This window comes from Stutzerimonas sp. S1 (assembly GCF_025966695.1).
GTDB lineage: Bacteria > Pseudomonadota > Gammaproteobacteria > Pseudomonadales > Pseudomonadaceae > Stutzerimonas.
In genome coordinates, this window is the sequence record NZ_JAOEIY010000001.1 from 223,934 (window position 1) to 250,186 (window position 26,253).

At 62.8% G+C, this 26,253-nt stretch carries 19 protein-coding genes and 3 tRNA genes; 9 read left to right on the plus strand and 13 right to left on the minus strand.

The genetic code is table 11. From position 1 onward, the window contains the following. Positions 1–81: 81 nt before the first annotated feature. Both N8H22_RS01050 and N8H22_RS01055 read right to left on the minus strand, forming a co-directional pair. Positions 82–1,440: a tryptophan--tRNA ligase gene (locus N8H22_RS01050; RefSeq protein WP_264588781.1), complete on the minus strand. Its 1,359-nt coding sequence runs from the start codon at positions 1,438–1,440 to the stop codon at positions 82–84. Positions 1,441–1,517: 77 nt separating this feature from the next. After that, entirely contained in the window at positions 1,518–2,144 is a 627-nt protein-coding gene (locus N8H22_RS01055) for an alpha/beta fold hydrolase (RefSeq protein WP_264588782.1), read from the minus strand. Between the two features lie 141 nt (positions 2,145–2,285). On the opposite strand from N8H22_RS01055, the gene N8H22_RS01060 reads away from it, so the two are divergent. After that, a complete protein-coding gene (locus N8H22_RS01060) occupies positions 2,286–2,717 on the plus strand; it encodes a DUF1043 family protein (RefSeq protein ID WP_264588783.1) in 432 nt (143 codons plus the stop codon). A 42-nt stretch (positions 2,718–2,759) separates the two neighbouring features. On the opposite strand, the gene nadC is transcribed toward N8H22_RS01060, so the two are convergent. Next, positions 2,760–3,608 (minus strand): carboxylating nicotinate-nucleotide diphosphorylase, encoded by an 849-nt coding sequence (gene nadC / locus N8H22_RS01065; protein ID WP_264588784.1) that lies wholly within the window; start codon positions 3,606–3,608, stop codon positions 2,760–2,762. A gap of 297 nt (positions 3,609–3,905) precedes the next feature. Between nadC and N8H22_RS01070 the strand changes: the two genes are divergently transcribed. Together N8H22_RS01070 and N8H22_RS01075 are read left to right on the plus strand one after the other, a co-directional pair. Continuing rightward, positions 3,906–6,161: a DUF1631 domain-containing protein gene (locus N8H22_RS01070; protein WP_264588785.1), complete on the plus strand. Its 2,256-nt coding sequence runs from the start codon at positions 3,906–3,908 to the stop codon at positions 6,159–6,161. A 123-nt stretch (positions 6,162–6,284) separates the two neighbouring features. Next, the gene (locus N8H22_RS01075) at positions 6,285–6,458 is read left to right on the plus strand and encodes a DUF3094 domain-containing protein (protein ID WP_264588786.1); all 174 of its coding nucleotides are present in this window, start codon (positions 6,285–6,287) and stop codon (positions 6,456–6,458) included. A 166-nt stretch (positions 6,459–6,624) separates the two neighbouring features. Here the strand turns inward: N8H22_RS01075 and N8H22_RS01080 are convergent. From N8H22_RS01080 to rluD, 6 genes are all read right to left on the minus strand, one after another. Next, a tRNA-Lys gene (locus N8H22_RS01080) sits at positions 6,625–6,700 on the minus strand. 5 nt (positions 6,701–6,705) lie between these two features. Beyond that, a tRNA-Pro gene (locus N8H22_RS01085) sits at positions 6,706–6,782 on the minus strand. Between the two features lie 9 nt (positions 6,783–6,791). Further along, a tRNA-Asn gene (locus N8H22_RS01090) sits at positions 6,792–6,867 on the minus strand. Positions 6,868–7,057: 190 nt separating this feature from the next. Then, the gene (gene clpB, locus N8H22_RS01095; protein WP_264588787.1) at positions 7,058–9,622 is read right to left on the minus strand and encodes an ATP-dependent chaperone ClpB; all 2,565 of its coding nucleotides are present in this window, start codon (positions 9,620–9,622) and stop codon (positions 7,058–7,060) included. A gap of 155 nt (positions 9,623–9,777) precedes the next feature. Then, positions 9,778–10,512: a peptidoglycan editing factor PgeF gene (pgeF, locus tag N8H22_RS01100; protein WP_264588788.1), complete on the minus strand. Its 735-nt coding sequence runs from the start codon at positions 10,510–10,512 to the stop codon at positions 9,778–9,780. Further along, a complete protein-coding gene (gene rluD, locus N8H22_RS01105) occupies positions 10,509–11,483 on the minus strand; it encodes a 23S rRNA pseudouridine(1911/1915/1917) synthase RluD (RefSeq protein ID WP_264588789.1) in 975 nt (324 codons plus the stop codon). The genes pgeF and rluD overlap by 4 nt, the downstream gene beginning before the upstream one ends. 147 nt (positions 11,484–11,630) lie before the next feature. On the opposite strand from rluD, the gene N8H22_RS01110 reads away from it, so the two are divergent. The 4 genes from N8H22_RS01110 to N8H22_RS01125 all read left to right on the plus strand — a co-directional run bounded on the left by N8H22_RS01110 (position 11,631) and on the right by N8H22_RS01125 (position 16,016). Further along, positions 11,631–12,620, plus strand: coding sequence for an outer membrane protein assembly factor BamD (locus N8H22_RS01110; protein WP_264588790.1), 990 nt, complete (start codon positions 11,631–11,633; stop codon positions 12,618–12,620). A 108-nt stretch (positions 12,621–12,728) separates the two neighbouring features. Next, positions 12,729–12,962 (plus strand): PP0621 family protein, encoded by a 234-nt coding sequence (locus N8H22_RS01115; protein ID WP_264588791.1) that lies wholly within the window; start codon positions 12,729–12,731, stop codon positions 12,960–12,962. Continuing rightward, entirely contained in the window at positions 12,952–14,544 is a 1,593-nt protein-coding gene (locus N8H22_RS01120) for an ATP-binding protein (protein WP_264588792.1), read from the plus strand. The genes N8H22_RS01115 and N8H22_RS01120 overlap by 11 nt, the downstream gene beginning before the upstream one ends. A 131-nt stretch (positions 14,545–14,675) precedes the next feature. Continuing rightward, positions 14,676–16,016 carry a sigma-54 dependent transcriptional regulator gene (locus N8H22_RS01125; protein ID WP_264588793.1) on the plus strand — a complete coding sequence of 447 codons (1,341 nt, stop codon included), beginning with the start codon at positions 14,676–14,678 and terminating at the stop codon, positions 16,014–16,016. A gap of 63 nt (positions 16,017–16,079) precedes the next feature. Here N8H22_RS01125 and N8H22_RS01130 read toward each other — a convergent pair whose 3' ends face one another. Further along, a complete protein-coding gene (locus N8H22_RS01130) occupies positions 16,080–17,138 on the minus strand; it encodes a DUF2333 family protein (RefSeq protein ID WP_264588794.1) in 1,059 nt (352 codons plus the stop codon). A gap of 221 nt (positions 17,139–17,359) precedes the next feature. Here N8H22_RS01130 and N8H22_RS01135 point away from each other — a divergent pair, with 221 nt between their 5' ends. Then, positions 17,360–18,961: a PleD family two-component system response regulator gene (locus N8H22_RS01135; protein WP_264588795.1), complete on the plus strand. Its 1,602-nt coding sequence runs from the start codon at positions 17,360–17,362 to the stop codon at positions 18,959–18,961. A gap of 201 nt (positions 18,962–19,162) precedes the next feature. Next, positions 19,163–21,124, plus strand: coding sequence for a methyl-accepting chemotaxis protein (locus tag N8H22_RS01140; protein ID WP_264588796.1), 1,962 nt, complete (start codon positions 19,163–19,165; stop codon positions 21,122–21,124). Positions 21,125–21,176: 52 nt separating this feature from the next. Here the strand turns inward: N8H22_RS01140 and N8H22_RS01145 are convergent, their stop codons facing one another. The 3 genes from N8H22_RS01145 to dnaB form a co-directional block, all read right to left on the minus strand. Further along, on the minus strand, positions 21,177–23,456 hold the full coding sequence (locus N8H22_RS01145; protein WP_264588797.1) for a YgiQ family radical SAM protein: 2,280 nt from the start codon (positions 23,454–23,456) through the stop codon (positions 21,177–21,179). 121 nt (positions 23,457–23,577) lie between these two features. Then, positions 23,578–24,657 carry an alanine racemase gene (alr, locus tag N8H22_RS01150; RefSeq protein ID WP_264588798.1) on the minus strand — a complete coding sequence of 360 codons (1,080 nt, stop codon included), beginning with the start codon at positions 24,655–24,657 and terminating at the stop codon, positions 23,578–23,580. Between the two features lie 163 nt (positions 24,658–24,820). Then, the gene (gene dnaB, locus N8H22_RS01155) at positions 24,821–26,215 is read right to left on the minus strand and encodes a replicative DNA helicase (RefSeq protein WP_264588799.1); all 1,395 of its coding nucleotides are present in this window, start codon (positions 26,213–26,215) and stop codon (positions 24,821–24,823) included. Positions 26,216–26,253: the final 38 nt, after the last annotated feature.

Genomic DNA, 26,253 nt, shown 5'->3' on the forward strand with positions numbered 1-26,253 from the left:
CCTGTATTAGTTCCGCCGCACACCACATGGAGCCAACGGGGCGAGCGCAGCACGACGTGCCCTCGGTACGCCCCTCCAGGCTTACTCGACGAGCGTCGCCAGAGCCTCGCGTACGCGCAGCATGGCGGCATCCATCGCTTCGGGATTGTCGTAGCTGGGACTATCGGCGATGCACTCGTCATCCAGCCACAGGGTGAACTGGCTGCCTTCGTCTTCACGCAGTTCAAGTGCATCCGGCCCGCCGGCGATCAGTCGTTGGGTCAGGCTGCCGATCGCCTTGGGATTGCTCAGCGGCCGCGACAGCAACAATTCCTCGCCATCGGCGGCGAAGAAACGGAACCGAAATGCGCCGTCAGCCTCACGGAAGCTGGCAAATCGCGCGACCTTGCTGGCTTTCTTCTTGCTCGGTGCGCTGCCCTGCACGCTGCTACGGAAGTTACGCAGCCCAACTGCCTCACGCAATTCGCCAAGGAACGGCGTGGCGATCCGGCGGGCCTTGGCCGCACCGGCCTGGAGGATTTCCTCAAGCTCGGCGGGCTTGTCGATCAGCTTGTGGTAAAGCTCGCGTGCCTCGCCCAGTTCGTTGTCCAGCAACTCGAACAGCTGCTGTTTGGCCTCGCCCCAGGCCAGGCCTTCGAGCAGTGCAGCGCGGAAGGCGGTCAGCTGCGGCGGCGTGGCAAAGGCCTGATAGAGCGTGAACAGGTGCGAGCTGTCTGGATCCTTTGGCTCGCCCGGCAGCTTCGAGTCGGTGACGATACGCGCGACCGCATTCTTCAGCTCCTTGGCGCTGCCGAACAACGGAATGGTGTTGTCGTAACTCTTCGACATCTTGCGACCATCGAGGCCCGGCAATGTCGCCACACTTTCCTCGACCACCGCCTCGGGCAGCGTGAACAGCTCCTTGCCTTGGCCGAACAGGTGATTGAAGCGCTGGGCGATGTCGCGTGCCATCTCGACATGCTGAATCTGGTCGCGCCCTACTGGCACCTTGTGCGCGTTGAACATGAGGATATCGGCTGCCATCAGCACCGGGTAACTGAAGAGGCCCATGCTGACGCCGGCGTCCGGGTCCTCGCCGTTCTCGACATTCTTGTCTACCGACGCCTTATAGGCATGCGCGCGATTGAGCAGGCCTTTGGCAGTGACACAGGTGAGCAGCCAGGTCAGCTCCGGAATTTCCGGCACGTCAGACTGGCGATAGAAGGTCACGCGCTCGGCATCCAGCCCGCAGGCCAGCCAAGTCGCGGCGATTTCCAGACGCGAGCGCTGAATCCGCAGCGGGTCATCGCATTTGATCAGCGCGTGGTAGTCGGCGAGGAAATAGAACGAGTCGGCAGACGCCGCGCGGCTGGCGACGATCGCCGGACGAATGGCACCGGCATAGTTGCCCAGATGAGGCGTGCCGGTGGTGGTGATACCGGTGAGAATTCGGGTTTTCATCGCAGTCAATCTCGATTCAAGCGGCGCAGGCACGGCGCAAGGCAGCGGCCGCACCTAAAGGTGACAGGAACAGCGCGCTACAGCCGCGGCGCTACCAGCTCCTTCAGCTCCACCAGCTTGCCGTGGAAAAAGTGGCCGCATTCTGCCACTTTCAGCAGCTCATGGGGACGCCGCAGTGTTGCCGAGAAGGCGTACACCGAGGCGGGATCGATCACCTCGTCCTGCTCGGGCTGGATGATGGTCAGCTCGCAATGCTCGGCCGGCGCGTGCTCGGTCAGCCGGGAAACCGCCGGCGCTACCATGAACAGCTTATTCAACGATTGCCCTTGCGCCTCGAGGCGAGCCGCCAGGCTGGCCGCCACGAAGCCGCCGAAGGAAAAGCCCAGCAGGGTCAGCGGCAGATCGGGACGCTGCTCGACCAGCCAGCGCAGAGCGGCTTCGGCGTCGTCAACCTCGCCTTCCTGCATGTCGTGCACGCCAGCACTGCCACCGACTCCGCGATAGTTGAACCGCAGGGTACTGTAGTCCGCGTCGCGAGCAGTGCGCTGCAGGGTCGAGACGACCTTGTTCAGCATGGTGCCACCCTTTACCGGGTTCGGGTGACAGATCAGCGCAAGCCCTTTGGCATCGGGCTGATCGAAATACAGGGCCTCCAGCACACCACAGGGGCCGTCAAGAGAGATGGGGATTTCACGTTTCAGCAAAGGAGGAACTCCGTGACCTTGGGACGAGTCGACTCGTCTTGCTTACCAGCTGCCGGATGACCGTCGCATTGCGCCGCGGTATACAGAGCAGGTACGAGAAGTTAACGTAAGCACAGCCGTTTTATATAGAAGGAAGGACTCGTGGAACAGACCCTCGCGACCTGGTTGCTCCCGATTGTTGGCCTGATCGCCGGCATCGCTATTGGTTATCTGGTGGCCCGCAGCAGCGCGCCTAACCGCACGCAACGCCAGGTGGACGACCTGCAGGAGCGTTTCGACACTTACCAGAGCGAAGTGGTTACTCACTTCAACACCACCGCCAGCCTACTGCGCAAGCTCACCAACAGCTATCAGGATATCCAGGACCATCTGACCGAGGGTGCCGACCGCCTGGCGCTCGACGAACAGACCCGCCAGCGTCTGCTCGCTGCCCTGCACAGCGAAGACCATCACGGCTCGCGCGAGCGGTTGTCGTCGCCAGCATTCACCGAACCGCCGAAGGACTATGCACCCAAGGAAGACGACACGCCCGGCACCCTGCACGAAAATTTCGGCTTCAAGAACCGCCACTGAGGCCCTGTACCGGAGCAGGCACGCTGCTCCGGTTGCGCCACCCTACTGACGCAGACGCATCGACAGATCCACTGCCTGCACATGCTTGGTCAGTGCGCCGATCGAGATGTAATCCACCCCCGTCTCCGCGACCACGCGCAAGGTCTCTTCGCTGATCCCGCCGGAGGCCTCGAGCTTGGCTCGCCCCCGGGCAAGGTCGACAGCCGTACGCATGTCGTCGAGGCTCAGCTCGTCCAGCATGACGATGTCCGCGCCGGCCTGCAGCGCTTGCTCCAGTTCGTCAAGACTCTCCACTTCGACCTCTACCGGCTTGCCCGGCGCGATCCGGTGCGCCGTCGCGATCGCTTGAGCGATGCTTCCGCAGGCTGCGATATGGTTTTCCTTGATCAGAAACGCGTCGTAAAGACCGATGCGGTGATTGTGACAACCGCCACAGGTGACCGCGTACTTCTGCGCCAATCGCAACCCGGGTAGCGTCTTGCGCGTGTCGAGCAGCTGCACCCCGGTGCCCTCGACCAGATCGGCATAGTGCCGACAGCGTGTCGCGACACCGGACAGCGTCTGCAGGAAATTCAACGCGGTACGCTCACCGGTCAACAGTGCCCGCGCCGGGCCTTCGAGATGAAACAGCACTCGATCAGCCTCGACTCGCTCACCATCGCTCACCTGCCAGTGGACCGCGACCCGCGGATCAAGCTGACGAAAGACCGCATCGACCCACGCCACTCCACTGACCACAGCCGTTTCGCGGGTGATGATCGACGCGTGCGCCAGACGCTCGGCAGGGATCAACTGGGCGGTGATATCGCCAGTGCCGACATCTTCGGCCAAAGCCCGACGGACATTGGCATCGATTTCGGCGGAAAGATCGGCAAGGCTCAGATTAGGCATGGCAGACTCCACATGGTTTGGCCGGAAGTATAAAGGCTGACTTGGGAGTGCGCGCGATAGAAGGGTCGCCAGGCTGGTTGCCCGGGTTTTTTTACCGTTCGGCAGAAAACCCGGGAGCATCTGTGATGCGGATCATGTCGAACACAAATCCGGATCTACCCTGGCACCACCGTGCTTATAATTGCGCTTACTAATTCTGGCGCCACATTAATGACGCCATGCCGGCACCCTTGTTACTTTAACGCTCACAAAGCGTGGTGACCCGCCCAACAGGCCGGCGACCGTAGGAGAGTCTCGATGCGAACCGATGCGAAAGTGGTGCACCTGAACAAGGCCGCCCCTGAGCACAAGCCGACGTCACCGGCCGCCAAGCTGCCGGTAGCGCTTATCAGCGTGCGCGACAAAGCCGCTCAGCAGTTGCGCCAAGCATTGCAAACACTGCTCGACAATGCCGATGACTCGCTGTTCGAGATCGCCGATCGGGCCAGCAGCAACACCGAACAGAACGCGTTCTTCGAGGCCATGCGCGATCTGCGCATGAAGCGACGCACCATCGAGCGCAGCTTCCTGCAGCAACTGTTCGAGGCCTTCTCCACGCTCAACCAGTACGAAATCGGCAAACCCAGTCTGACCGAGCCCGTTTCGTTCGATAGCCTGAGCCTGGTGCAGAACGATGAGCTGGAGGAATCTGTCGCCATTGACACCATGGTGACCAAGGTGACCGGGCGTACGGGCACGTCCCTGAGTCATCTGACCACCCGCATGAATGCAGTGGTCAGCAAGAAACTCGACGACAAGACCAATCCGCTAGGCCCCAGCGCAATCTGCGACTACTTCCTCGAGGCTTGCAGCAGCCTGGGCGTCGAGATCAAGGTCAAGCTGATCATTCTCAAGCTGTTTGAAAAGTACGTGCTTGCAGAGCTGGACCAGCTCTACGCCGAGGCCAACCTGACACTAACGGCCGCCGGCATCCTGCCTGAATTGCAGTCCGCCCCCCCGCGCCGCCCGCAAACCTCGGGAGCGGGACTCGGGCCGGGGGCCAATACGTCATCGCCCGCACCAACCACCAGTCAATCGGCCGCAACCGAAAGCGGTCAGCAGGAGGCTGCCTTCGGCGCCCTGCTCGGCTTGTTGTCCGAGCTGCGCAACAGCAGCGCACTCCCCACGCGCAGCGTTCCCAGCGATGCAGTACCGATCTCCAGCAACGACTTGATGCGCCTGCTCTCTCACATGCAGGCGCGCGCGCCACAAACGGTCGATGAATACGACCTGCAGGACCAACTGGGCCAACTGCTGCAGCGCGTCAGCGCCAAGAGCGGAAAATCACGTGTAGTGGGCGAGGTCGACGAGGATGTCATCAATCTCGTGTCGATGCTCTTCGAGTTCATCCTCGACGATCGCAACCTGCCGGACTCGCTGAAGGCACTGATCGGTCGCCTGCAGATCCCCCTGCTCAAGGTTGCCGTACTGGACAAGACCTTCTTCAGCCGTGGCAGTCATCCAGCGCGGCGCCTGCTCAACGAAATCGCCTCCGCGGCCATGGGCTGGAGTGATCAGGACGAGGCCCAGCGCGATAGTCTGTATCAAAAAATCGAGCAGATCGTCGCGCGCCTGCTGAACGATTTCACTGATGATCCGACAATCTTTTCCGAGCTATTGGCGGATTTCCTCGCGTTCATCGGTGACGAGCGTCGCCGCAGCGAATTGCTCGAACAACGCACCCGCGACGCTGAAGAAGGGCGGGCAAAAGCCGAAGTTGCACGCCAGGCAGTCGAACAGGCGCTGAACGAGCGACTGCTTGGCAAGACGCTTCCGGAAGTGGTTGTGCGCCTGTTACAGGAAGCCTGGAGCAAGGTGCTGCTACTGACCTGCCTGAAACATGGCACCCAGTCGCAGCAGTGGGACGACGCGCTGACCACCATGGACGAATTGATCTGGAGCGTCACACCACACGCCGATGAAGCGTCTCGCGCCAAACTCTTGGAGCTGGTGCCCAGCCTCCTTAAGTCGCTACGTGAAGGCCTGGTCAGCGCGGCATTCGACCCATTCTCCACCGGTGAATTCTTCACGCAGCTGGAGGCACTGCATGTGCAGACGCTCCAGCAGTTCGAGCAACCGCCAGCCAACGACAGCGTCAAGCAAGCGGCCGCGCCCATGAACGAGCAGGAGCAGCGATCGCCGCCTGCCATGGTCGAAGTGGTGGAAGAGATCCTTCTGCTTGCGCCTGGCGAGAGCCGCGAGCGCGAACCCGAGATTGACCTTGCAGATAACGACGCAGCACTAGCCAAGGTCGACAACCTGCGGGTTGGCAGTTGGGTAGAGTTTCAGGAGGACGAGGAGCACAAGCTGCGCTGCAAGCTGGCCGCGATCATCAAGCCCACCGGCAAGTATATTTTCGTCAACCGGACAGGCATGAAAGTTCTGGAAAAGACCCGCACAGGCCTGGCAATGGAGTTTCGTCGCGAGGCGATCAGCCTGCTCAACGACACCCTGCTGTTCGATCGGGCACTGGAATCGGTGATCGGCAACCTGCGGCGCCTGAAAAACACCTGACTCCACCCACTCAGCGAGCCGCCACGGCTCGCTATGCGCACCACTGCGGAAGAAGCTGGCGGACACTTTCCTCACGATGCCAAGGTCCGGCTAGACTGAGTTCACTCTCGTCGAGGTAACCCCATGCCCAGCCGACTAACTCCCGAAGACCAGCAACGCGTCGACGATTATCTGCGCGCGCCACAGCACCGAATTGAACGACGTCCATTTCGTCCGCTGCTGCTCCTGACGCTGGTACTCACCGTGGTCATTGGTCTGGGACTGCTGAGCCGCTTACTCAGCAGCCTGGCACTATAAGCATCACCTGCCCGGCATACGCACAACAGAACAGCTCATCACTTCAGCACCGAGCAATTGGCTGGGCGGAGGCCGGCCATTTTGACCAGGGGTTAGATAGGCAATAAAAAAGCTGGAAGGTCTTATTCAGACACTTCCAGCTTTTGTACTTCTTGCGAAGCTTGGATGGTGGGTCGTGTAGGATTCGAACCTACGACCAATTGGTTAAAAGCCAACTGCTCTACCAACTGAGCTAACGACCCAAAAATGGTCGGGGTAGGGGGATTCGAACTCCCGACATCCTGCTCCCAAAGCAGGCGCGCTACCGGACTGCGCTATACCCCGATTGGAAATTGGCTCCGCGACCTGGACTCGAACCAGGGACCCAATGATTAACAGTCATTTGCTCTACCGACTGAGCTATCGCGGAACTAAATCTTCCAGCCTCCTCAGCGTTACGTTAGCGCTTCAGAGGCGCGCCATTTTACGGCTCCCGCGCAGGCTGTCAAGCCTGAAAACACGATTCACGACAACAGTTTGCATTCTTCGCCCGACGGGAGCGCACGACAGTCGAACGGCCAAGATATAAGCCCGGACGCGAGGTCCGGGCGACAAGGCCATTAGCCAAAGACGATCTGCTCATCCTCCACCTTTGCGGTGACGGTCGTACCCGGCGCGAATTGGCCGGCGAGAATTTGCTGTGCCAGCGGATTCTCGATCCAACGCTGGATAGCACGCTTGAGCGGACGGGCACCATATACCGGGTCGTAGCCAACGGCGATCAGCTTGTCCATCGCCTCCTGGCTGAGTTCCAGGCTTAGTTCACGCTCGGCCAAACGCTTGCGCAGGCGTCCCAACTGAATATCCGCGATGCCGGCGATCTGCTCCCGACCCAGCGGGTCGAAGACCACCACCTCGTCGATACGGTTGATGAACTCCGGGCGGAAGTGGTGCGCCACCGCATCCATCACCGCCGCGCGCTGGGCATCTGGATCGCCGACCAACTCTTGGATCTGGGTTGAACCGAGATTGGAGGTCATCACGATCACGGTGTTCTTGAAGTCCACGGTGCGCCCGTGACTGTCGGTCAGACGCCCGTCCTCGAGCACCTGCAACAGTACGTTGAAAACGTCGGGATGAGCCTTCTCCACCTCGTCCATCAGCACTACAGAGTAGGGCTTGCGACGAACCGCTTCGGTCAGGTAACCGCCCTCCTCATAACCGACATAACCCGGCGGCGCACCGATCAGACGCGCGACCGAATGCTTCTCCATGAACTCGGACATGTCGATGCGGATCATCGCCTCCTCGGTATCGAAGAGGAACTCGGCCAGCGCCTTGCACAGTTCGGTCTTGCCCACCCCGGTCGGGCCGAGGAAGAGGAATGAACCGCTCGGCCGATTCGGGTCGGCGAGCCCCGCACGCGAACGACGCACAGCATTGGCCACCGCGACCACCGCCTCATGCTGGCCAATGACCCGCTGGTGCAGCATGTCTTCCATACGCAGCAGCTTCTCCCGCTCACCTTCGAGCATCTTGCTCACCGGGATGCCGGTCCACTTGGAGACCACTTCGGCGATTTCCTCGTCAGTCACCTTGTTGCGCAACAGCTGGTTCTCCGCCTTGCCGTGCTGATCAACCATCTGCAGACTGCGTTCGAGGTCGGGGATGATGCCGTACTGCAGTTCGGCCATACGTGCCAGATCGCCTTTGCGACGCGCGGTCTCCAACTCGGCCTTGGACTGCTCGATCTTCTGCTGGATCTGCGCCGAGCCCTGCACTTCAGCCTTCTCCGACTTCCAGATCTCCTCGAGGTCGGCGTACTCCTTTTCCAGCTTGGCGATATCGCCTTCGAGCTTGGCCAGGCGTTTTTTGGTGGCCTCGTCGTCCTCCTTCTTCAGCGCCTCGCGCTCGATCTTCAACTGGATCAGGCGACGATCCAGGCGATCCAGCTCTTCCGGTTTGGAGTCGATCTCCATGCGGATGCGGCTGGCCGCCTCGTCGATCAGGTCGATGGCCTTGTCCGGCAATTGCCGGTCGGTGATATAGCGGTGGCTGAGCTTGGCCGCAGCGATGATCGCGCCATCGGTAATGGTGACGCCGTGGTGTACCTCATAGCGCTCCTTCAAACCGCGCAGGATAGCGATGGTGTCTTCCTCGCTCGGCTCGTCGACTAGCACCTTCTGGAAGCGACGCTCCAGCGCGGCGTCCTTCTCGATGTACTGACGATACTCGTCCAACGTCGTGGCACCGACGCAGTGCAGCTCACCGCGCGCCAGCGCCGGTTTCAGCATGTTGCCGGCGTCCATCGCGCCTTCAGCCTTGCCGGCACCGACCATGGTGTGCAACTCATCGATGAACAGGATCACCCGGCCTTCCTGCTTGGACAGCTCGTTGAGCACAGCTTTGAGGCGCTCCTCGAACTCGCCACGGAACTTGGCGCCGGCGATCAGCGAGCCCATGTCCAACGCCAGTAGACGCTTGTCCTTGAGGCCGTCCGGCACCTCACCATTAACGATGCGCTGTGCCAGCCCCTCGACGATCGCGGTCTTGCCCACACCGGGCTCCCCGATCAACACCGGATTGTTCTTGGTACGCCGCTGCAGAACCTGAATGGTGCGGCGAATCTCATCGTCGCGACCGATCACCGGATCGAGCTTGCCGTCCTCGGCGCGCTTGGTCATGTCCACGGTGTACTTGTCGAGCGCCTGGCGCGACTCCTCGGCATTGGGATCGTTGACCGCCTCGCCACCGCGCAGGTTGGCGATGGCATTCTCCAGCGCCTTCTTGCTCACCCCTTGCGCGAGCAGCAGCTTGCCCAGGCGAGTGTTCGGATCCAGCGCGGCGAGCAGCACCAATTCGCTGGAGATGTATTGATCACCCTTCTGCTGAGCCAGGCGATCGGCCTGGTTGAGCAGGCGCGCCAGGTCCTGCGACATATTCATGTCACCGGTGGGATTCTGCAGCTTGGGTAGCTGGTCAAGCTCCTTGGTCAGCGCTTGGCGCAGGGCTGCAATATCGAAGCCGACCTGCATCAGTAGCGGCTTGATAGAGCCCCCCTGCTGCTCCAACAGGGCCTGCATCAGGTGCAGCGGCTCGATGGCCGGATGATCCAGCCCGACCGCAATGGACTGCGCGTCGGAAAGTGCAAGCTGGAGCTTGCTGGTCAGACGATCAATACGCATGAAATTTTTTCCTCAAGGTGGAGCGGGCTGGCGCTGATCCGCCAATAAGGAACACCCGCGCGATGCAGCATAGATGAGGATGATTGCTGGAGATTCAAGCGAGGGGTTTGATTCAGGTCATGCGCGCCGGGACACCCAGACAGCGATGTAGGCGTCTACTGCAGCCAGATCAGACTGGCGAAGCGCCCGGTACGCGGCACCCGGCGGTAGGAATAAAATCGGGTATCGCTGTAAGTACAGAACCCGCCACCGTACACGGCGGTCACGCCGCAGGCAGCCAGGCGAATTTTCGCCAGCTGATAAAGGTCGGCCATGAAGCGCCCTTCATGGCCGCTTGGACGGAACGCTTCGACGGCCTCGGCATGAGTTGCCACGAAGGCTGCACGCACCTCCGGACCGACTTCGAAAGCGCCCGGCCCGATCGCCGGCCCGAGCCAGACGAGCAACTCACCAGCCGGCACCGCAAGCTCGCGTAACGTAGCCTCCAGCACACCGCCCGCAAGCCCGCGCCAACCGGCATGCGCGGCGGCGACCCGTGTGCCGGCACGATCGCAGAACAGCACGGGCAGGCAGTCGGCCGTCAGTACCGCACAGGCAACTCCGGGCAAAGCGCTCCAAAGCGCGTCTGCCGTGGCTACCTCCGCGGGATCTGCCTGCACCGCGTGCGCGGAGTGCACCTGATTCAACCAAGCGGGCCGGCACCCCAGCAGCTGCTGCAGGCAGGCCCGATTACGCGTCACCGCAATCGGGTCGTCGCCCACATGATCACCGAGATTGAGACTCTCAAATGGCGGCCGGCTCACCCCACCCTCGCGAGTGGTCACGCAGGCCCGAACGCTCGCCGGGGCCGGCCACTCTGGTAGCAGCCAGCCATGCGGCCAGCCACTCACCCGACGAACGCCTCACGGTCCTGCTGCAATAGAGTCAGCAGCCAGACGAAATCGTCCGGCAACGGCGACTCCCACTTCATCCGCTTGCCGGTAACCGGATGGTCGAGCTCCAGGAAGCGCGCATGCAAAGCCTGACGTGGAAACTCGCGCAGGGTCTGCACCAACGTCGGATTGGCCGCTGGCGGAATACGGAAGCGGCCGGCATAGAGCGGATCGCCCACCAGCGGATAACCGATGTGGGTCATGTGCACACGAATCTGGTGGGTCCGCCCTGTTTCCAGCTTCACCCGCACGTGGGTGTGCGAGCGAAAACGTTCAAGCACACGGAAGTGGCTGACCGCGGGTTTGCCGCCCTCCACCACCGCCATACGCTGGCGCTGCTGGCCGTGGCGTCCGATTGGCGCGTCGACGGTCCCGCCGGTGATCACCACCCCGACGACGATCGCTTCGTAGATCCGACTGACGCTGCGTGCCTGCAGTTGCTCGACCAGTCGCGTCTGCGCTTGAAGAGTCTTGGCCACCACCATCAGCCCTGTGGTGTCCTTGTCCAGGCGGTGCACGATGCCGGCGCGCGGCACGTTGATCAGATCCGGCACATGATGCAGCAGAGCATTGAGCAACGTGCCGTCAGCATGCCCGGCGGCCGGGTGCACGACCAGTCCGGCCGGCTTGTCGATCACCAGGATGTGCTCGTCCTCGTAAACGATATCGAGCGGTATGTCCTGCGCCTGCCATTCGCCCTGCGCCTGCTGTTCAGCGTTCAATTCGATGATGGCGCCGGCATGCACCGTATCGCGCGGCCGCAGCACCGCACCGTCGACCGTCAGTAACCCGTCTTTGATCCAGGCAGCCAGACGCGAGCGGGAGTGCTCGGAGAACAGTTGCGCCGCGACCTGATCGAGGCGTTGACCACCAAGGTCGAACGGCACCTCGGCGCGGAGATGAATAGCCTGTTTGGAATTCGCGGACATAGGGGCACTGCGGCGGGGGCGCAGACTTTGGTTTCGTCTGCACGCTTGTGTTTAAATACGGCGTCTTTGTCCCGGCTGACCGGGGCGCTCATCATAACAGGACGGCTTCGCGCGAGACAGCCAGCCGTCACAGGGACGCAAGCCGCCATGCAAGTGAAACACCTGCTGCTGATCGCCATCCTCGCCCTCACCGCCGCCTGCTCATCCACCGAGACCGTCGACGAGAATCTGGGCGAAGTCGAACTGTATCAGCAGGCGCAAGCCGACCTGGACAACAAGAGCTACACCAGCGCGATCAGCAAACTCAAAGCGCTGGAATCGCGCTATCCGTTCGGCCGTTTTGCCGAGCAGGCTCAGCTGGAACTGATCTACGCCTATTACCGGAATCTCGAGCCGGAAGCGGCGCGCTCTTCTGCCGAGCGGTTCATCCGACTGCACCCGCAGCATCCGAATGTCGACTACGCCTACTACCTCAAGGGCCTGGCGTCCTTCGACCAGGACCGTGGCCTGCTTGCCCGCTTCCTGCCGCTGGACATGACCAAACGCGACCCAGGCGCCGCCCGTGACTCGTTCAACGAGTTCGCCCAGCTCACCAGCCGCTACCCCAACAGCCGCTACGCCCCGGATGCCAAGGCGCGGATGATCTATCTGCGCAACCTGCTGGCCGCCAATGAAATTCACGTCGCCCACTACTACCTCAAGCGCCAGGCCTACGTTGCCGCGGCCAACCGCGGGCGCTACGTGGTGGAAAATTTCCAGGGTACGCCGGCGGTGGCCGACGGGCTCGCCGTCATGACCGAGTCCTACCAGCGCCTGGGCCTGGAAGAACTGGCAGCTACCAGCCTGAAGACTCTCGAGGCCAACTATCCGGACCACGAGACACTGGAAGATGGCAAGTTCACCCCACGCGAGACCGAGGCCGATAATCGCAGCTGGCTGAGCCAGGCCACACTCGGCCTGATCGAGAGCGAGGCGCCACGCCCGGATACCTCGCGCGCCAACCGCGACGTCATTCGCCAATATGAAACAGCCGTGCAGGACCTCCCGGAAGAACTGCGTCCAGCACTCAAGGATGCCGAACAACCGAGCGAGACGCGCTCCTGGTGGAGCTACCTGACCTTCGGCCTGTTCGACTGAGTCCTCACTCGAACCTCCATCGGCTCGGCCGTGCGACTCCCCGCCTTCGCCGGGCCGAAAAAGCCTCGCTGATCGGCCGGGCTCAGCGCTTAAGCCAGGAATAAAAATATGGGCCTGTTTCGCCTACTGTTCTGGATCGCCCTGATCGCCGTCGCCATCTGGCTGTGGCGGCGCATGGTCCGCAAACCCGTGCGACGCAAACCCGAGCCTAGCGCGCTGCCGATGGTGCGCTGCGCCCACTGCGGGGTGCACCTGCCGCAGGATCAGGCCGTGCAGGACAAGGAGCGCTGGTACTGCAGCCGAGCCCACCTGGAACAGGACGGCAAGGCTGGTGGGCACTGAGAACCTGGTGTTTCTCGGCGACCAGGGCCAGCGCATTCTGCGGCTGTACCACTTTTATCGCCTGACCATCGGCCTGGCCCTGGTACTGCTGATCAGCAGCGACCTGTACGACAACCTGCTGCAGATGAGCAATCCGTTACTGTTCCGCAACGGTGCCTGGCTCTACCTGATCCTCAACATCGTCGTCTCGGTACTGGTCCAGAATCCGAAACAGGACTTGCCGGTGCTGGGCTTGGCACTGATGGACGTGATCCTGCTCTCCGGGTTGTTCTACTTCGCCGGCGGAACACCCAGCGGCATCGGCAACCTGCTGATCATCGCCGTTGCCATCGCCAACGTGCTCCTGCGCGGGCGTGTCGGATTCTTCGTCGCAGCCGTCGCGGCCACTGGTCTGATCTACCTGACCTTCTATCTCAGCCTGAACCAGCCGGAGGCCAGTCGCCAGTTCGTGCAGGCTGGCGCGCTCGGCACCCTATGCTTTGCCGCGGCCCTGCTGGTACAGGGACTGACCCACCGCTTGCAGGCCAGCGAGCATCTGGCCCGACAACGCGCCGAGGACGTCGCCAACCTGGAGGCGCTGAACGCGCTGATCCTGCAACGCATGCGCACCGGCATCCTGGTCCTTGATCCGCAGCAACAGGTGCTGCTGGCCAACCAGGGCGCACTGCAACTGCTCGAACGGCCGTCGCTCGCCGGCGCCACGCTCGCTTCGGACTGCCCGGAGCTACTGGCCCGACTGAAGCAATGGCAGGGCAATCCGACCTTGCGCCCGGCGCATCTACAGATCAGCCCGGGCGGGCCGACCGTGCAACCGAGCTTTGCCTCGCTGCAGCACGGCGAGAAGCGCAACACACTGGTGTTCCTCGAAGACAGCTCGCAAATCGCCCAGAAAGCCCAGCAACTCAAGCTCGCCTCGCTCGGTCGACTGACCGCCAGCATCGCCCACGAAATCCGCAACCCGCTCGGGGCGATCAGCCATGCGGCGCAGCTGCTACAGGAATCAGAAGCCCTCGACGGACCTGACCGGCGTCTGGCGCAGATCATTCAGGATCATTCGCGACGCATGAACCTAGTGATCGAGAACGTCCTGCAGCTGTCGCGCCGCCGGCAGGCTGAACCGCAGCTGCTGGACCTCAAATACTGGCTGCACCGTTTCGTCAGCGAGTTTCGCAGCGGGCTTACCCCGCAGCAGGCCGTGCATCTGGAAACCATCGGTAGCTCGCTGCAGACACGGATGGACCCCAACCAGCTCACCCAGGTGCTCACCAATCTGGTGCAGAACGGCCTGCGTTACAGCGGTCAGCTCCATTCGCAGGCGCAGGTATGGCTGCGACTCTATCGCGACCCGGCCAGTGACTTGCCGGTGGTTGAAGTTCTCGACGACGGTCCCGGCGTGGCCGCCGACCAGCTGCAGAACATCTTTGAGCCCTTCTTCACGACCGAAAGCAAGGGCACCGGGCTGGGCCTGTATATCTCCCGCGAGCTATGCGAGAGCAATCAGGCGCGACTCGACTACAGCGCACGCGAGCAGGGCGGCAGCTGTTTCCGCATCGTCTTCGCCCACCCGCGCAAACTGGGTTGATGGCAGATACAGGCAGACGCAACAGATCACACATCGACCAAGGTGATAGGCATGCCGGGCTAGTGTCGAGTTAACATGGCCGCCCACCCGACCGGGTGACCCACCGCTTCACCGATTAAAAAGAACGGACCATGAGCGCGCGCCAAAAAGCACTGATCATCGATGACGAGCCAGATATTCGCGAACTGCTGGAAATTACCCTGGGGCGCATGAAGCTCGATACCCGGAGCGCTCGCAACGTCAAGGAAGCCCGGGAATGGCTGGCGCGCGAGCACTACGACCTGTGTCTGACCGACATGCGCCTGCCGGACGGCAGCGGACTGGAACTGGTACAGCTCATCCAGCAGCAGTATCCGCAATTGCCGGTAGCGATGATCACCGCCTACGGCAGCCTGGACACCGCGATCAGCGCACTCAAGGCCGGCGCGTTCGATTTCGTCACCAAGCCGGTCGACCTCAACCGCCTACGCGAGCTGGTCAGCACTGCCCTGCGCCTGCGCGCTCCCGCGGTCGAAGAGCCGCAGGGGGACAACCGTCTGCTCGGTAGCTCGCCACCGATGAAGATCCTGCGCAAGCAGATCGGCAAGCTCGCACGCAGCCAGGCCCCGGTCTACATCAGCGGCGAATCCGGCAGCGGCAAGGAGCTGGTGGCCCGCCTGATCCATGAGCAGGGGCCGCGTAGTGAGAGGCCGTTCGTGCCCGTGAACTGCGGCGCGATCCCCTCCGAGCTGATGGAAAGCGAGTTCTTCGGTCACAAGAAAGGCAGCTTCAGCGGAGCCATCGAAGACAAGCCCGGGCTGTTCCAGGCAGCCAATGGCGGCACCCTGTTCCTCGACGAAGTCGCCGACCTGCCGCTACCGATGCAGGTCAAGCTGCTGCGGGCCATTCAGGAGAAGGCCGTGCGCGCGGTCGGCGGCGCACAGGAAGTCATGGTCGATGTACGCATCCTCTGCGCCACTCACAAGGACCTCGCCAGCGAAGTCGCGGCCGGGCGCTTCCGTCAGGATCTTTACTACCGGCTGAACGTCATCGAATTGCGCGTACCACCGTTGCGCGAACGCCGGGAGGACATCGCCCTACTTGCCGACGCCATGCTCAAGCGCCTGGCGCAGGAGTGCGGCGACAGCAGCGCCCGCCTGCATCCGGATGCCCTGGCGAAACTGCTGAGTTACCGCTTCCCGGGCAACGTGCGCGAACTGGAGAACATGCTGGAGCGCGCCTATACGCTGTGCGAAGACGACGAGATCAAAGCCAGCGATCTGCGTCTGGCCGACTGCCCCGGCTCTGCCGAAGGCGGCGAGGCCAGCCTGGCACAGATCGACAACCTGGAAGATCACCTGGAAGAGATCGAGCGTAAGCTGATCATGCAGGCGCTCGAAGAAACGCGCTGGAACCGCACGGCGGCGGCACAGCGCCTGGGCCTGACGTTCCGCTCGATGCGTTACCGTCTGAAGAAACTGGGGCTGGATTGACGCCTGCCGCCAGCCCCTGACATTGCGCCCCGCTTGCCCAGGCGGGGCGCAACAACACTCCGGTCAGCCCTGCGACAGCAGGTTGCGCAGATCGATAATCGCCGCATTGGCCCGGGAAATGTAATTCGCCATCACCAGTGAGTGATTGGCCAGCACCCCATAGCCGCTGCCATTGAGCACCATCGGGCTCCATAGCGGCTCCTGCACCGCCTCCAGCTCGCGGATGATCTGCCGCACGCTGATCGTCGCGTTCTTCTTGGCCAGCACGTCGGCGAAATCGACCTCGATCGCCCGCAGCAGATGCGAAAGCGCCCAGGCCTGGCCGCGCGCCTCATAGAACACGTTGTCGATCTGCACCCAAGGCGTCTCCACCACCTCTTCCTTGACCTCCGGGACAATACCGGAGCGCTCCTGCTCAGGCGCTAGATTGGTGTCCAGGCGTACCCGGCCGACACTCGCCGATAACCGCTGCGACAGCGAACCCAGACGGGTCGCGACATCACCAAGCCAGTTATTCAGGTTGTCGGCACGCGTGTAGAACAACGCCTTTGGTGCCGGATCGCTCAGACGCGCGAGGTAGCGATCCAGCGCACGGATGCCATTGCGGTACTCGGATTCGGATGCCGGCAGTGCCCAGCTGCGGTTGTCAAAGTTGAACAGTGGCTCGCCTTTCGACAGATCCGGATCCTCGGTCGACTGCGACTGCGAACGAGTGAAATCCTTGCGCAGGGCCCGGCTGAGATCGCGCACCTGAACCAGCACGCCGTATTCCCAGCTTGGCATGTTGTCCAGCCAGAGACCGGGGGGGGCGATGTCGTTGCTCAGATAACCACCCGGCTTGTCCAGCAAGGTGCTGGCCACCCGCTTGAGCGTCTCCACGGTGGTGTAGCCATTGACCAGCTGACGCTGCGATGCCTCCGCGGCCTGTCGCGCATGCTGCTGGACCGGGAACAGCGCCGGTTCGCGACTCCAGTACCAGCCCAGGACAAGCGCTGCCAGCAGGAGCAAGCCGACGACGACGGCCACCGCCGACCACAGCGGATTGCGATCGCGAAGCGCAGTGGTCGCCGAGCCGCCGCTCGAACGACCGAGACGGGCGAAGCGGTTCTTCCAATCCAACATGGGCAATATGTCCTTCTCTTTCGAATTCAGAGGTTCGACCGCATGACGCCAGCCGCGTTGCGGTGAGGGCGATCACTATAGCGCAGCTCCCTGGCAACTCTGCGGCAATTTGCGAACCACTACCGCTACCGGCAGCTTCGTCAGCAGCGTCGCAGTGATAGCATGCGGCTATCACAGAAAAAGCGCAGGAACAGGGTTCCAAGGCGCATCGGAAGACCACCATGTCGGATCAGGATGAACTCAAGCAGCATTTCGCCCAACGCGTGATCCATCAGGCGCGCGAACTGTTGGAAGTCTGGCAGCAACTGCAGCGCAGCGAATGGAGCGATCGTTATCACACCGCCCTGACCGACGCCACGCTGCGCCTGCGCCGTTTCGCCGAGCGTTTCGAGCAGACCGAGCACAGTGAACTGGCGCTCGGTATCGAGGATTGCCTGGGTGACATCCAGGACAATCGCGGCCGCCTGTCCAGCGACACCATCGCCACTCTCAGCCAGCTGATCTATCGCCTCGCCCGCACCGGCCTGCGCCACAATGACCCGCAAACGCAGCCGTTCATCCCGCCGCTGAGCAAACCGGTCTATATCGCCCTGCAGGATCAGCAGCGCGCCGAACACCTGGTTCGTCAGCTGGACTTCTTCAGCATGTCGGCGCAAGCTTTCAGCACCGACAGTGCCTTTCAGGCCGCGATGCACCAGCGCCATCCTGCCGCCATCGTCATGGAGGTCGACTTCAACGGCCCCGGGGAAGGCCTGCAGTTGGCCGAACGGATTCAGCAGGGGCTCGACGAAAAACTCCCCATGCTGTTCTTCAGCCACGCTGAAACCGACACACCGACGCGGCTGGCCGCGGTCCGCGCCGGCGGCCTGGAATTCTTCACCGGGACCCTGGATGCCTCGAGCCTGCTGGAGAAAATCGAGATTTTCACCCGCACCGCATACTACGAGCCGATCCGCGTGCTGATCGTCGACGACTCCCGTGCCCAGGCCACGCATACCGAGCGCGTGCTTAACAACGCCGGCATCATCACCCGCACGCTGACCGAGCCGATTCAGGCCATCGGTGCCCTGGCCGAGTTCCAACCGGATCTGATCATTCTCGACATGTACATGCCCGATTGTCAGGGCACCGAGCTGGCCAAGGTCATCCGCCAACACGAGCGCTATGTCAGCGTGCCGATCATCTACCTCTCAGCCGAAGATGACCTGGACAAGCAGCTCGACGCCATGGGCGAAGGCGGCGACGATTTCCTCACCAAGCCGATCAAGCCGAGTCACCTGATCGCCACCGTGCGCACCCGAGCCGCCCGCGCCAGAAGTCTCAAGGCGCGCATCGTGCGCGACAGCCTCACCGGCCTGTACAACCACACGCATAGTCTCCAGCTGCTGGAAGACGCCCGTTTCCGGGCACGTCGCGACAACCGCCCGCTGAGTTTCGCCATGCTCGACATCGACCACTTCAAGCAGGTCAACGACACCTACGGGCACCCCATGGGCGATCGGGTAATCAAGAGCCTGGCGCTGTTTCTCAAGCAGCGTTTGCGCAAAACCGACCACATCGGCCGCTACGGTGGCGAGGAGTTCGCCGTGGTACTACCCGATACACCGGCGGACGCCGCGTGCAAGGTGCTCAATGATATCCGCCAGCGTTTCGCCGAAATCCGCTACCCGGCGCAGCCGCAGGATCTGAGCTGCACCTTCAGCTGCGGTATCACCGAGCTGAGCCCCGACTCCGATACCGACGTCAAGACGCTCACCCAGCAGGCCGACGAGGCGCTGTATCGCGCCAAGCATGGCGGGCGCAACCGCGTCGAACGTTTCTGAGGGGAACTGTCGGCATACTCCACGACGCTGACGATGCAAGCCGGACGGAAGCGCTTAGCGCCGAAGCCCGGCTTGCACGGTAGCGCTTCCGCAGCCCGACCTCAGCCACACTTCAGCGGCGGGTGCTATCGCCAGCTGTCACTTAAATGACATCAAAGCGCCATACATTGCCAGCCTCCTGCATTTATCTGCGAGGCGAAGATGCGCCTGAAGTCGCTCACCACGCTCAACACCCTGCTGCTCGTCGCCGTCTGCCTGGCGCTTGGCGCTACGCTCTGGTGGTCGGAGCGCGCCATGGAGCGCCCCTATCAGCTGATGGCGCGCTACTTGGGCCTATCCCAACAGTTCCAGCACCAGGCCGCCGAGAATATCCACGGCTATCTGGCCCGCGGCGATGCGCTGCGCCATAGCCAGGCGCAGCAGGCACTCGCAGCGCTCCAACGCGATACTGCCGAACTGCCCGAAGAGCTCGCACACAGGCTACGCCCCAGCCTGGACGAACTGATCAGATTCACCGCCGACGACCTGCTCGCCGCGGGAAAGCTGGCCGGCGATCCGCAGGGGCTGTTGCTGCAGGCAGAACGCGAGATGGCCGGAGTGTTGGCGCAGCTCGACGTTTACCGAACGCAGGCGGACCATCCGAGTACCTTGGACTACCAGCGACCGCTGGTCGCCGCTGGCCAGCAGTTGCTTCGCCTGAGCCACGCACGCGGCAAGCTGGTGAACAGCGGTCGAGACGAGCTGGCCGGAGAAGTCGAACAGGCATTGCGCAACCTCGAGCAGGAAGCCCGGGAGCTCGACGCGCTGCCGCTGCTGGGTGTCGTGACCACTGCGCAGTCGACTTCCAGCAGCTTCGCCGCCCTGCTCGACCTCAACGATGCGGCGGACCAGCACAGCGAGGACCGCGGGATTGCGCTCAAGCGCGAGCTTGCCAGTTTGGTCAAGCGCTACCCGGCCGAGCTGCAGCGTACCCGCCAGCTGATTCGGCAACGCAGCGAGCTAGTGGATAGCAGTACCCGCAAGGTCGCTGCCGTACAACAGGCGCTGGCCGAACTGGAGCCTACGGTACGCGCCGAGCATGGACGGATACAACGTGAGGTTCGACTGATCCAGGGCAGCATCATCGGCCTGATCCTGCTGATTGCCCTGGCAGTCGACCGCCTGCAGCGGCAACTGACCCGCACCTTGGCCCAACTGGTACCGAGCCTGTCGGCCTGGGCCGAAGGCGACTTCACTGCAAACGCGCGCATCGACTCGAAGATTCGCGAAATCGCCGACATCGAAGCCTCACTGAACCGCCTGCGCAGCTATTTGCTGCAACTGATCGGCACGCTGCGTCAGCAGGCCGAACAGGTGGCCGCCAGCAGCCGCAACCTCGATGAGATGAACAGCGATCTGCATGACGGCGCGCAGCGTCAGACCGGCGATACCGCACAGATTCGCGACTCGCTGGGAGAACTTGAAGCCACCATTCAGCAAGTGGCCGATGGCGCCGGCGAGGCGGCCGAAGCGAGTCGCGCCGCGGCACGCGCCGTCGGTCACGGTCAGCAGGTGATCGGCCAGAGTCTGACTGGATTGCACGGTCTGGTCAGCGAGGTGCAGGACAACGCGCTGGCCATCGAGCGCCTGGCCGACGAAACCACTACCATCGGCAACGTGCTGACGGTGATCCGCTCGATCGCCGAACAAACCAACCTGCTGGCGCTGAACGCCGCTATCGAGGCGGCTCGCGCCGGCGGACATGGCCGCGGGTTCGCCGTGGTGGCCGACGAAGTACGATCACTGGCGCAGCGCACCAGCGGTGCCACTGAGGAAATCCAGCAGCTGATCGCCCGGCTGCAGCAGGCCGCCCGACAATCGGTCGAGGCCATGCGCAGCCAAGTGGAGCATGCCGAAAGCACCGCGAATCTCGCCCAGAGTGCCGATCGGGCGCTGGACGAGATTGTCTCGACCATCGCCACCATCAGCCGCATGGCCGAGCAAATCGCCGATGCCACCTCGCAGCAGGGCGAGGCGGTCAGCGAGATCCGCGGACACAGCGAACGAATTCATCAACTCGGCGACGCCAACCTGAACCACATCAGCCGGGGCCGTGAGCAGAGCGCGCAGATGCTGCGCCTGGGCAGCGAACTGGATCGCGCGACCCAGGCGTTCAGGTTCTAAAGAAAAAACGGAGCCTGGCGCTCCGTTTTCTTATGCCGAGGAACCGCTACAGCTAACGAGGTGCGACCGAGCGCTGCGGCTTGCCACCCTTGCCCGCCGGCTTGCCACTCTTTTGCGCCTTGCGTCGGGCCTCGGCAGCGGCCTTGGCCTGCTCGCGCTTGTCCCAGGCATTACCGTCATGGCTGCGTGGTGGCAGGCCATTGTGCTGAGTGAGGATCTTGCCGCCCTGTCCGGCCTTCTTGCTACCGACCGGGGTGGAATTCTTGCGCCGCGCACTCTGGTAGCCGTCCGCGGCCGGCTGATGCGCCGGAATCAGCTGGTGCTTGCCGCTGCCAATCAGATCGGCACGCCCCATGCGAATCAGCGCCTCGCGCAGCATTGGCCAGCCCTTGGGATCGTGGTAGCGCAGGAACGCCTTGTGCAGACGGCGTTGCTCTTCGCTCTTGACGACGGTGACGCCCTCACTCTTGTAGGTCACCTTGCGCAGCGGGTTCTTGCCAGTGTGGTACATCGCCGTGGCCGAGGCCATCGGCGACGGGTAGAAAGCCTGCACCTGATCGGCGCGGAAACCATTGGTCTTCAGCCACAGGGCGAGGTTCATCATGTCCTCGTCGGTAGTGCCCGGGTGCGCAGCGATGAAGTACGGGATCAGGTATTGCTCCTTGCCTGCCTCCTTCGAATACTTTTCGAACATCCGCTTGAAGCGGTCGTAGGTACCGATGCCCGGCTTCATCATCTTGTCCAGCGGACCGCGCTCGGTGTGCTCCGGGGCGATCTTCAGGTAGCCGCCGACGTGATGGGTGACCAGTTCCTTGACGTACTCGGGCGACTCAACCGCCAAGTCATAGCGCAGGCCCGAGGCGATCAGAATCTTCTTCACGCCCGGCAGGGCGCGCGCCTTGCGGTACAGCTCGATCAGCGAGCTGTGGTCGGTATTGAGGTTCTCGCAGATGCCGGGGAACACACAGGACGGCTTGCGGCAGTGCTTCTCGATGTCGTGGCTCTTGCAGGCCAGGCGGTACATGTTGGCGGTCGGTCCGCCGAGATCGGAGACCACGCCGGTGAAACCGCGCACCTTCTTCATCTCCTCGATCTCGTGCAGGATCGACTCGTGTGAGCGGCTCTGGATGATCCGCCCTTCGTGCTCGGTGATCGAGCAGAAGGTGCAGCCACCGAAGCAGCCACGCATGATGTTCACCGAGAAGCGGATCATTTCGTAGGCCGGAATCTTCGCACCGTTGTAGGCCGGATGCGGCACACGGGCGAACGGTGCCGCGAAGACGTAATCCATCTCCTCAGTGGTCAGCGGGATGGGCGGCGGATTCAGCCACAGCTCGCGGTCGTCGTGACGCTGCACCAGCGCGCGGGCGTTGCCGGGATTCGTCTCCAGGTGCAGCACGCGGTTGGCGTGGGCGTACAGCGCCGGATCGTTGCGCACTTTCTCGAACGACGGCAGGCGAATCACCGTGCGTTCGCGCTCCAGTTTCGGGTGCGGTAGCAGCTCGATCGGCTTGGCTTCGTTCGGGTCGTCCTGCGGCCCCTTGTCCTGTTCGATGGCGCAGGCGGAAAGATCCTGCGTATTGACGTAGGGGTTGATGATCTTGTCGATCTTGCCCGGGCGGTCAATGCGTGAGGAGTCGATCTCGAACCAGCCCTCGGGGGTGTCCTTGCGGATGAAGGCGGTGCCGCGCACATCGGTGATGGCCTCGATCGACTCGCCACGCGAAAGGCGCTGTGCCACCTCGACGATCGCGCGCTCGGCATTACCGTAGAGCAGCAGATCCGCCGTGGCATCCATCAGGATCGAGCGCCGCACCTTGTCCGACCAGTAGTCGTAATGGGCGATCCGCCGCAGCGAAGCTTCGATGCCGCCGAGTACCACCGGCACATGTCTGTAGGCCTCCTTGCAGCGCTGGCTGTAGACCAGGCTGGCGCGATCCGGGCGCTTGCCGGCCAGGCCTCCAGCGGTATAGGCATCATCCGAACGCACCTTGCGATCGGCGGTGTAGCGGTTGATCATCGAATCCATGTTGCCGGCGGCGACGCCGAAGAACAGGTTCGGCTCGCCGAGCTTCATGAAGTCGTCTTTGCTCTGCCAGTCCGGCTGGCTGATGATGCCGACGCGAAACCCCTGCGCCTCGAGCAGACGACCAATGATTGCCATGCCAAAGGAGGGATGATCGACGTAGGCATCACCGGTGACGATGATGATGTCGCACGAGTCCCAGCCGAGCTGATCCATCTCTTCCCGGCTCATCGGCAGGAAGGGTGCGGGACCGAAGCATTCGGCCCAGTACTTGGGATAGTCGAAGAGGGGCTTCACGGCGTGCATGGCGAGCAATGACCTGAATCAAGGGGCGCGGAATATAGCACAAAAAATAACCAGAAGGCCGAGCGCATCACTCGGCCTTTGCTGAGAAAAAGATGGATGGCCTCCGACCCGGTGAGCCGGTTCAGCCGCCGATATAGCGGCGCGGAACTCGCCCGGTGACCTTGGTCAGCAGCTCGTAGCCGATGGTGCCGCAGGCCTGAGCCAGCTCGTCGATTGGCATCTCGGCGCCCCACAACTCGACCTCATCACCGAGCTGTGCTTGTGGCAGGTCGGTCAGATCGACGGCGAGCATGTCCATCGATACGCGCCCGGCCAGCGGCACGCGCTGCCCGCGGATCACCACCGAGGTGCCGGAGGGCGCGGTTCTTGGGTAGCCGTCGGCATAGCCGCAGCTGACGGTACCGATCCGCGAAGTCCGTTGCGCCACCCAGCTGGCACCATAGCCGACGCTTTCACCCGCCTGCAGCTCGCGGATAGCAATCAGCGCGCCGGTCAGAGTCATCACGGGCTTGAGCCCCAGTTCCTTTGCGCTCAGCTCGGCGAAAGGCGTGGCGCCATACAGCATGATGCCCGGACGAATCCAGGCCATGTGCGCCTGCGGCAGAGTCAGCACCGCAGCGGAGTTGGCCAGCGAACAGTTATCGAACTCCAGCGACAGCAGCTCGCCATAGCGCTCCAGCTGCGCCTCCGTCAGCGGATGGCCACGCTCGTCGGCACAGGCGAAGTGACTGATCAGATTCAGCTCGGCGACCTGCAACGCCCCCTTGAGCCGCGCGTAGCAGTCGCGCAACCCGTCCACCGAGAACCCCAGTCGGTGCATGCCCGAGTCGAGCTTCAGCCAGACGTTCAGCGGCCGTGCAAGGTCGGCGGCCAGCAACCAGTCGGCCTGACGCTGATCCTGCACCGCGATGTCCAGCCCCAGCTCCGCGGCGCGCAGGTACTCGGCCGGCTCGAAACAACCCTCGAGCAACAGGATCCGCGCGTCAGGCGCACCGCCACGAACCTCCTCGGCTTCCTCCAGGCAGGCCACGGCGAATCCGTCCGCGATATCCCGCAGCGCCGTCACGGCTTCGCGCGCCCCGTGCCCGTAGGCATTCGCCTTGACCACGGCAAAGGCCTTGCGCTCGGGCGCGCACTGTTTGGCAAGCAGGTAGTTATGACGAAGCGCGGTCAGATCGACCGTGGCAACCAGCGGACGCATGGGAAGATTCCTGAACAACGACGGTGAGGCGCAAGCTTACTCCTGTCAGCGTTGCTGCGCAGGCAGGGGGCATCCAGAACGGCGGCAACAGCGCGTCCCATTCACCGCAACGAAGGGGTGGATCAGCGCCGGACAGCGCCCCAAGCCGACGCCTGTAGCCGTCTTACTCGTCGTCGAACTGGTAGCTGCCCGGCGCGAGGTTCTCGAAGCGCGAGTACTTGCCGAGGAACGCCAGTCGTGTGGTACCGATCGGGCCGTTCCGCTGCTTGCCGATGATGATTTCGGCGACGCCCTTGTACTCGGTCTCCGGGTGATACACCTCGTCGCGGTAGACGAACATGATGATATCCGCATCCTGCTCGATAGCCCCGGACTCGCGCAGGTCGGAGTTCACCGGGCGCTTATTGGGGCGCTGTTCCAGCGAGCGGTTGAGCTGCGAGAGCGCGATCACCGGGCAGTTGAATTCCTTCGCCAAGCCCTTGAGCGAGCGCGAGATCTCGGAGATCTCGTTGACGCGGCTGTCACCGCTGGATCCGGGAATCTGCATCAGCTGCAGGTAGTCGACCATGATCATCGCGATCTCGCCGTGCTCGCGGGCCAGACGCCGGGTGCGTGCACGCATCTCCGACGGACTGATGCCGGCAGTGTCGTCGATGAACAGCTTGCGATCATTGAGCAGATTGACCGCCGACGTCAGCCGCGGCCAGTCATCGTCATCGAGCTTACCGGCGCGCACCTTGGTCTGGTCGATGCGTCCGAGTGAAGCGAGCATACGAATGACGATGGAGTCGGCGGGCATTTCCAGCGAGAACACCAGCACCGCCTTGTCGGTGCGCAGCACCGCATTCTCCACCAGGTTCATGGCGAAGGTGGTCTTACCCATCGACGGACGGCCCGCAACGATGATCAGGTCGGCTGGTTGCAGGCCGCTGGTAGCCTCGTCCAGGTCAGTGAAGCCGGTGGACAGGCCGGTGATCGCCTCGCCGGCATTGAACAGGGTGTCGATGCGGTCGATGGCCTTGACCAGAATGTCGTTGATGCCGATCGGCCCGCCGGTCTTGGGCCGCGCCTCGGCGATCTGGAAAATCAGCCGCTCGGCCTCGTCGAGAATCTCCTCGCCGGTGCGCCCCTGCGGCGCGTAGGCGCTGTCGGCGATCTCGTTGCTGATACCGATCAGCTGCCGCAGCGTGGCGCGCTCGCGGATGATCTGTGCGTAGGCCTTGATGTTCGCCACGGAGGGCGTGTTCTTCGCCAGCTCACCGAGATAGGCAAGCCCGCCGACCTGCGGCAGGTGCCCTTCCTTGTCCAGCTGCTCGGACAGCGTCACCACATCGAACGGCGAGTTGCGCTCAGCCAGCGTGTAGATGGCACGGAAGATGAGGCGATGATCATGGCGATAGAAGTCGCCGTCGGAGACTTGGTCGAGCACGCGCTCCCAGGCGTTGTTGTCCAGCATCAGACCGCCCAGCACCGCCTGCTCGGCCTCGATGGAGTGCGGCGGCACCTTGAGTGCGGCGGTTTCCAGGTCGTACTGCTGGGGAACACTGATGTCGTTCATGATTCTCGGATTTCGAAACTGCAGAAAAACAAAGGGCA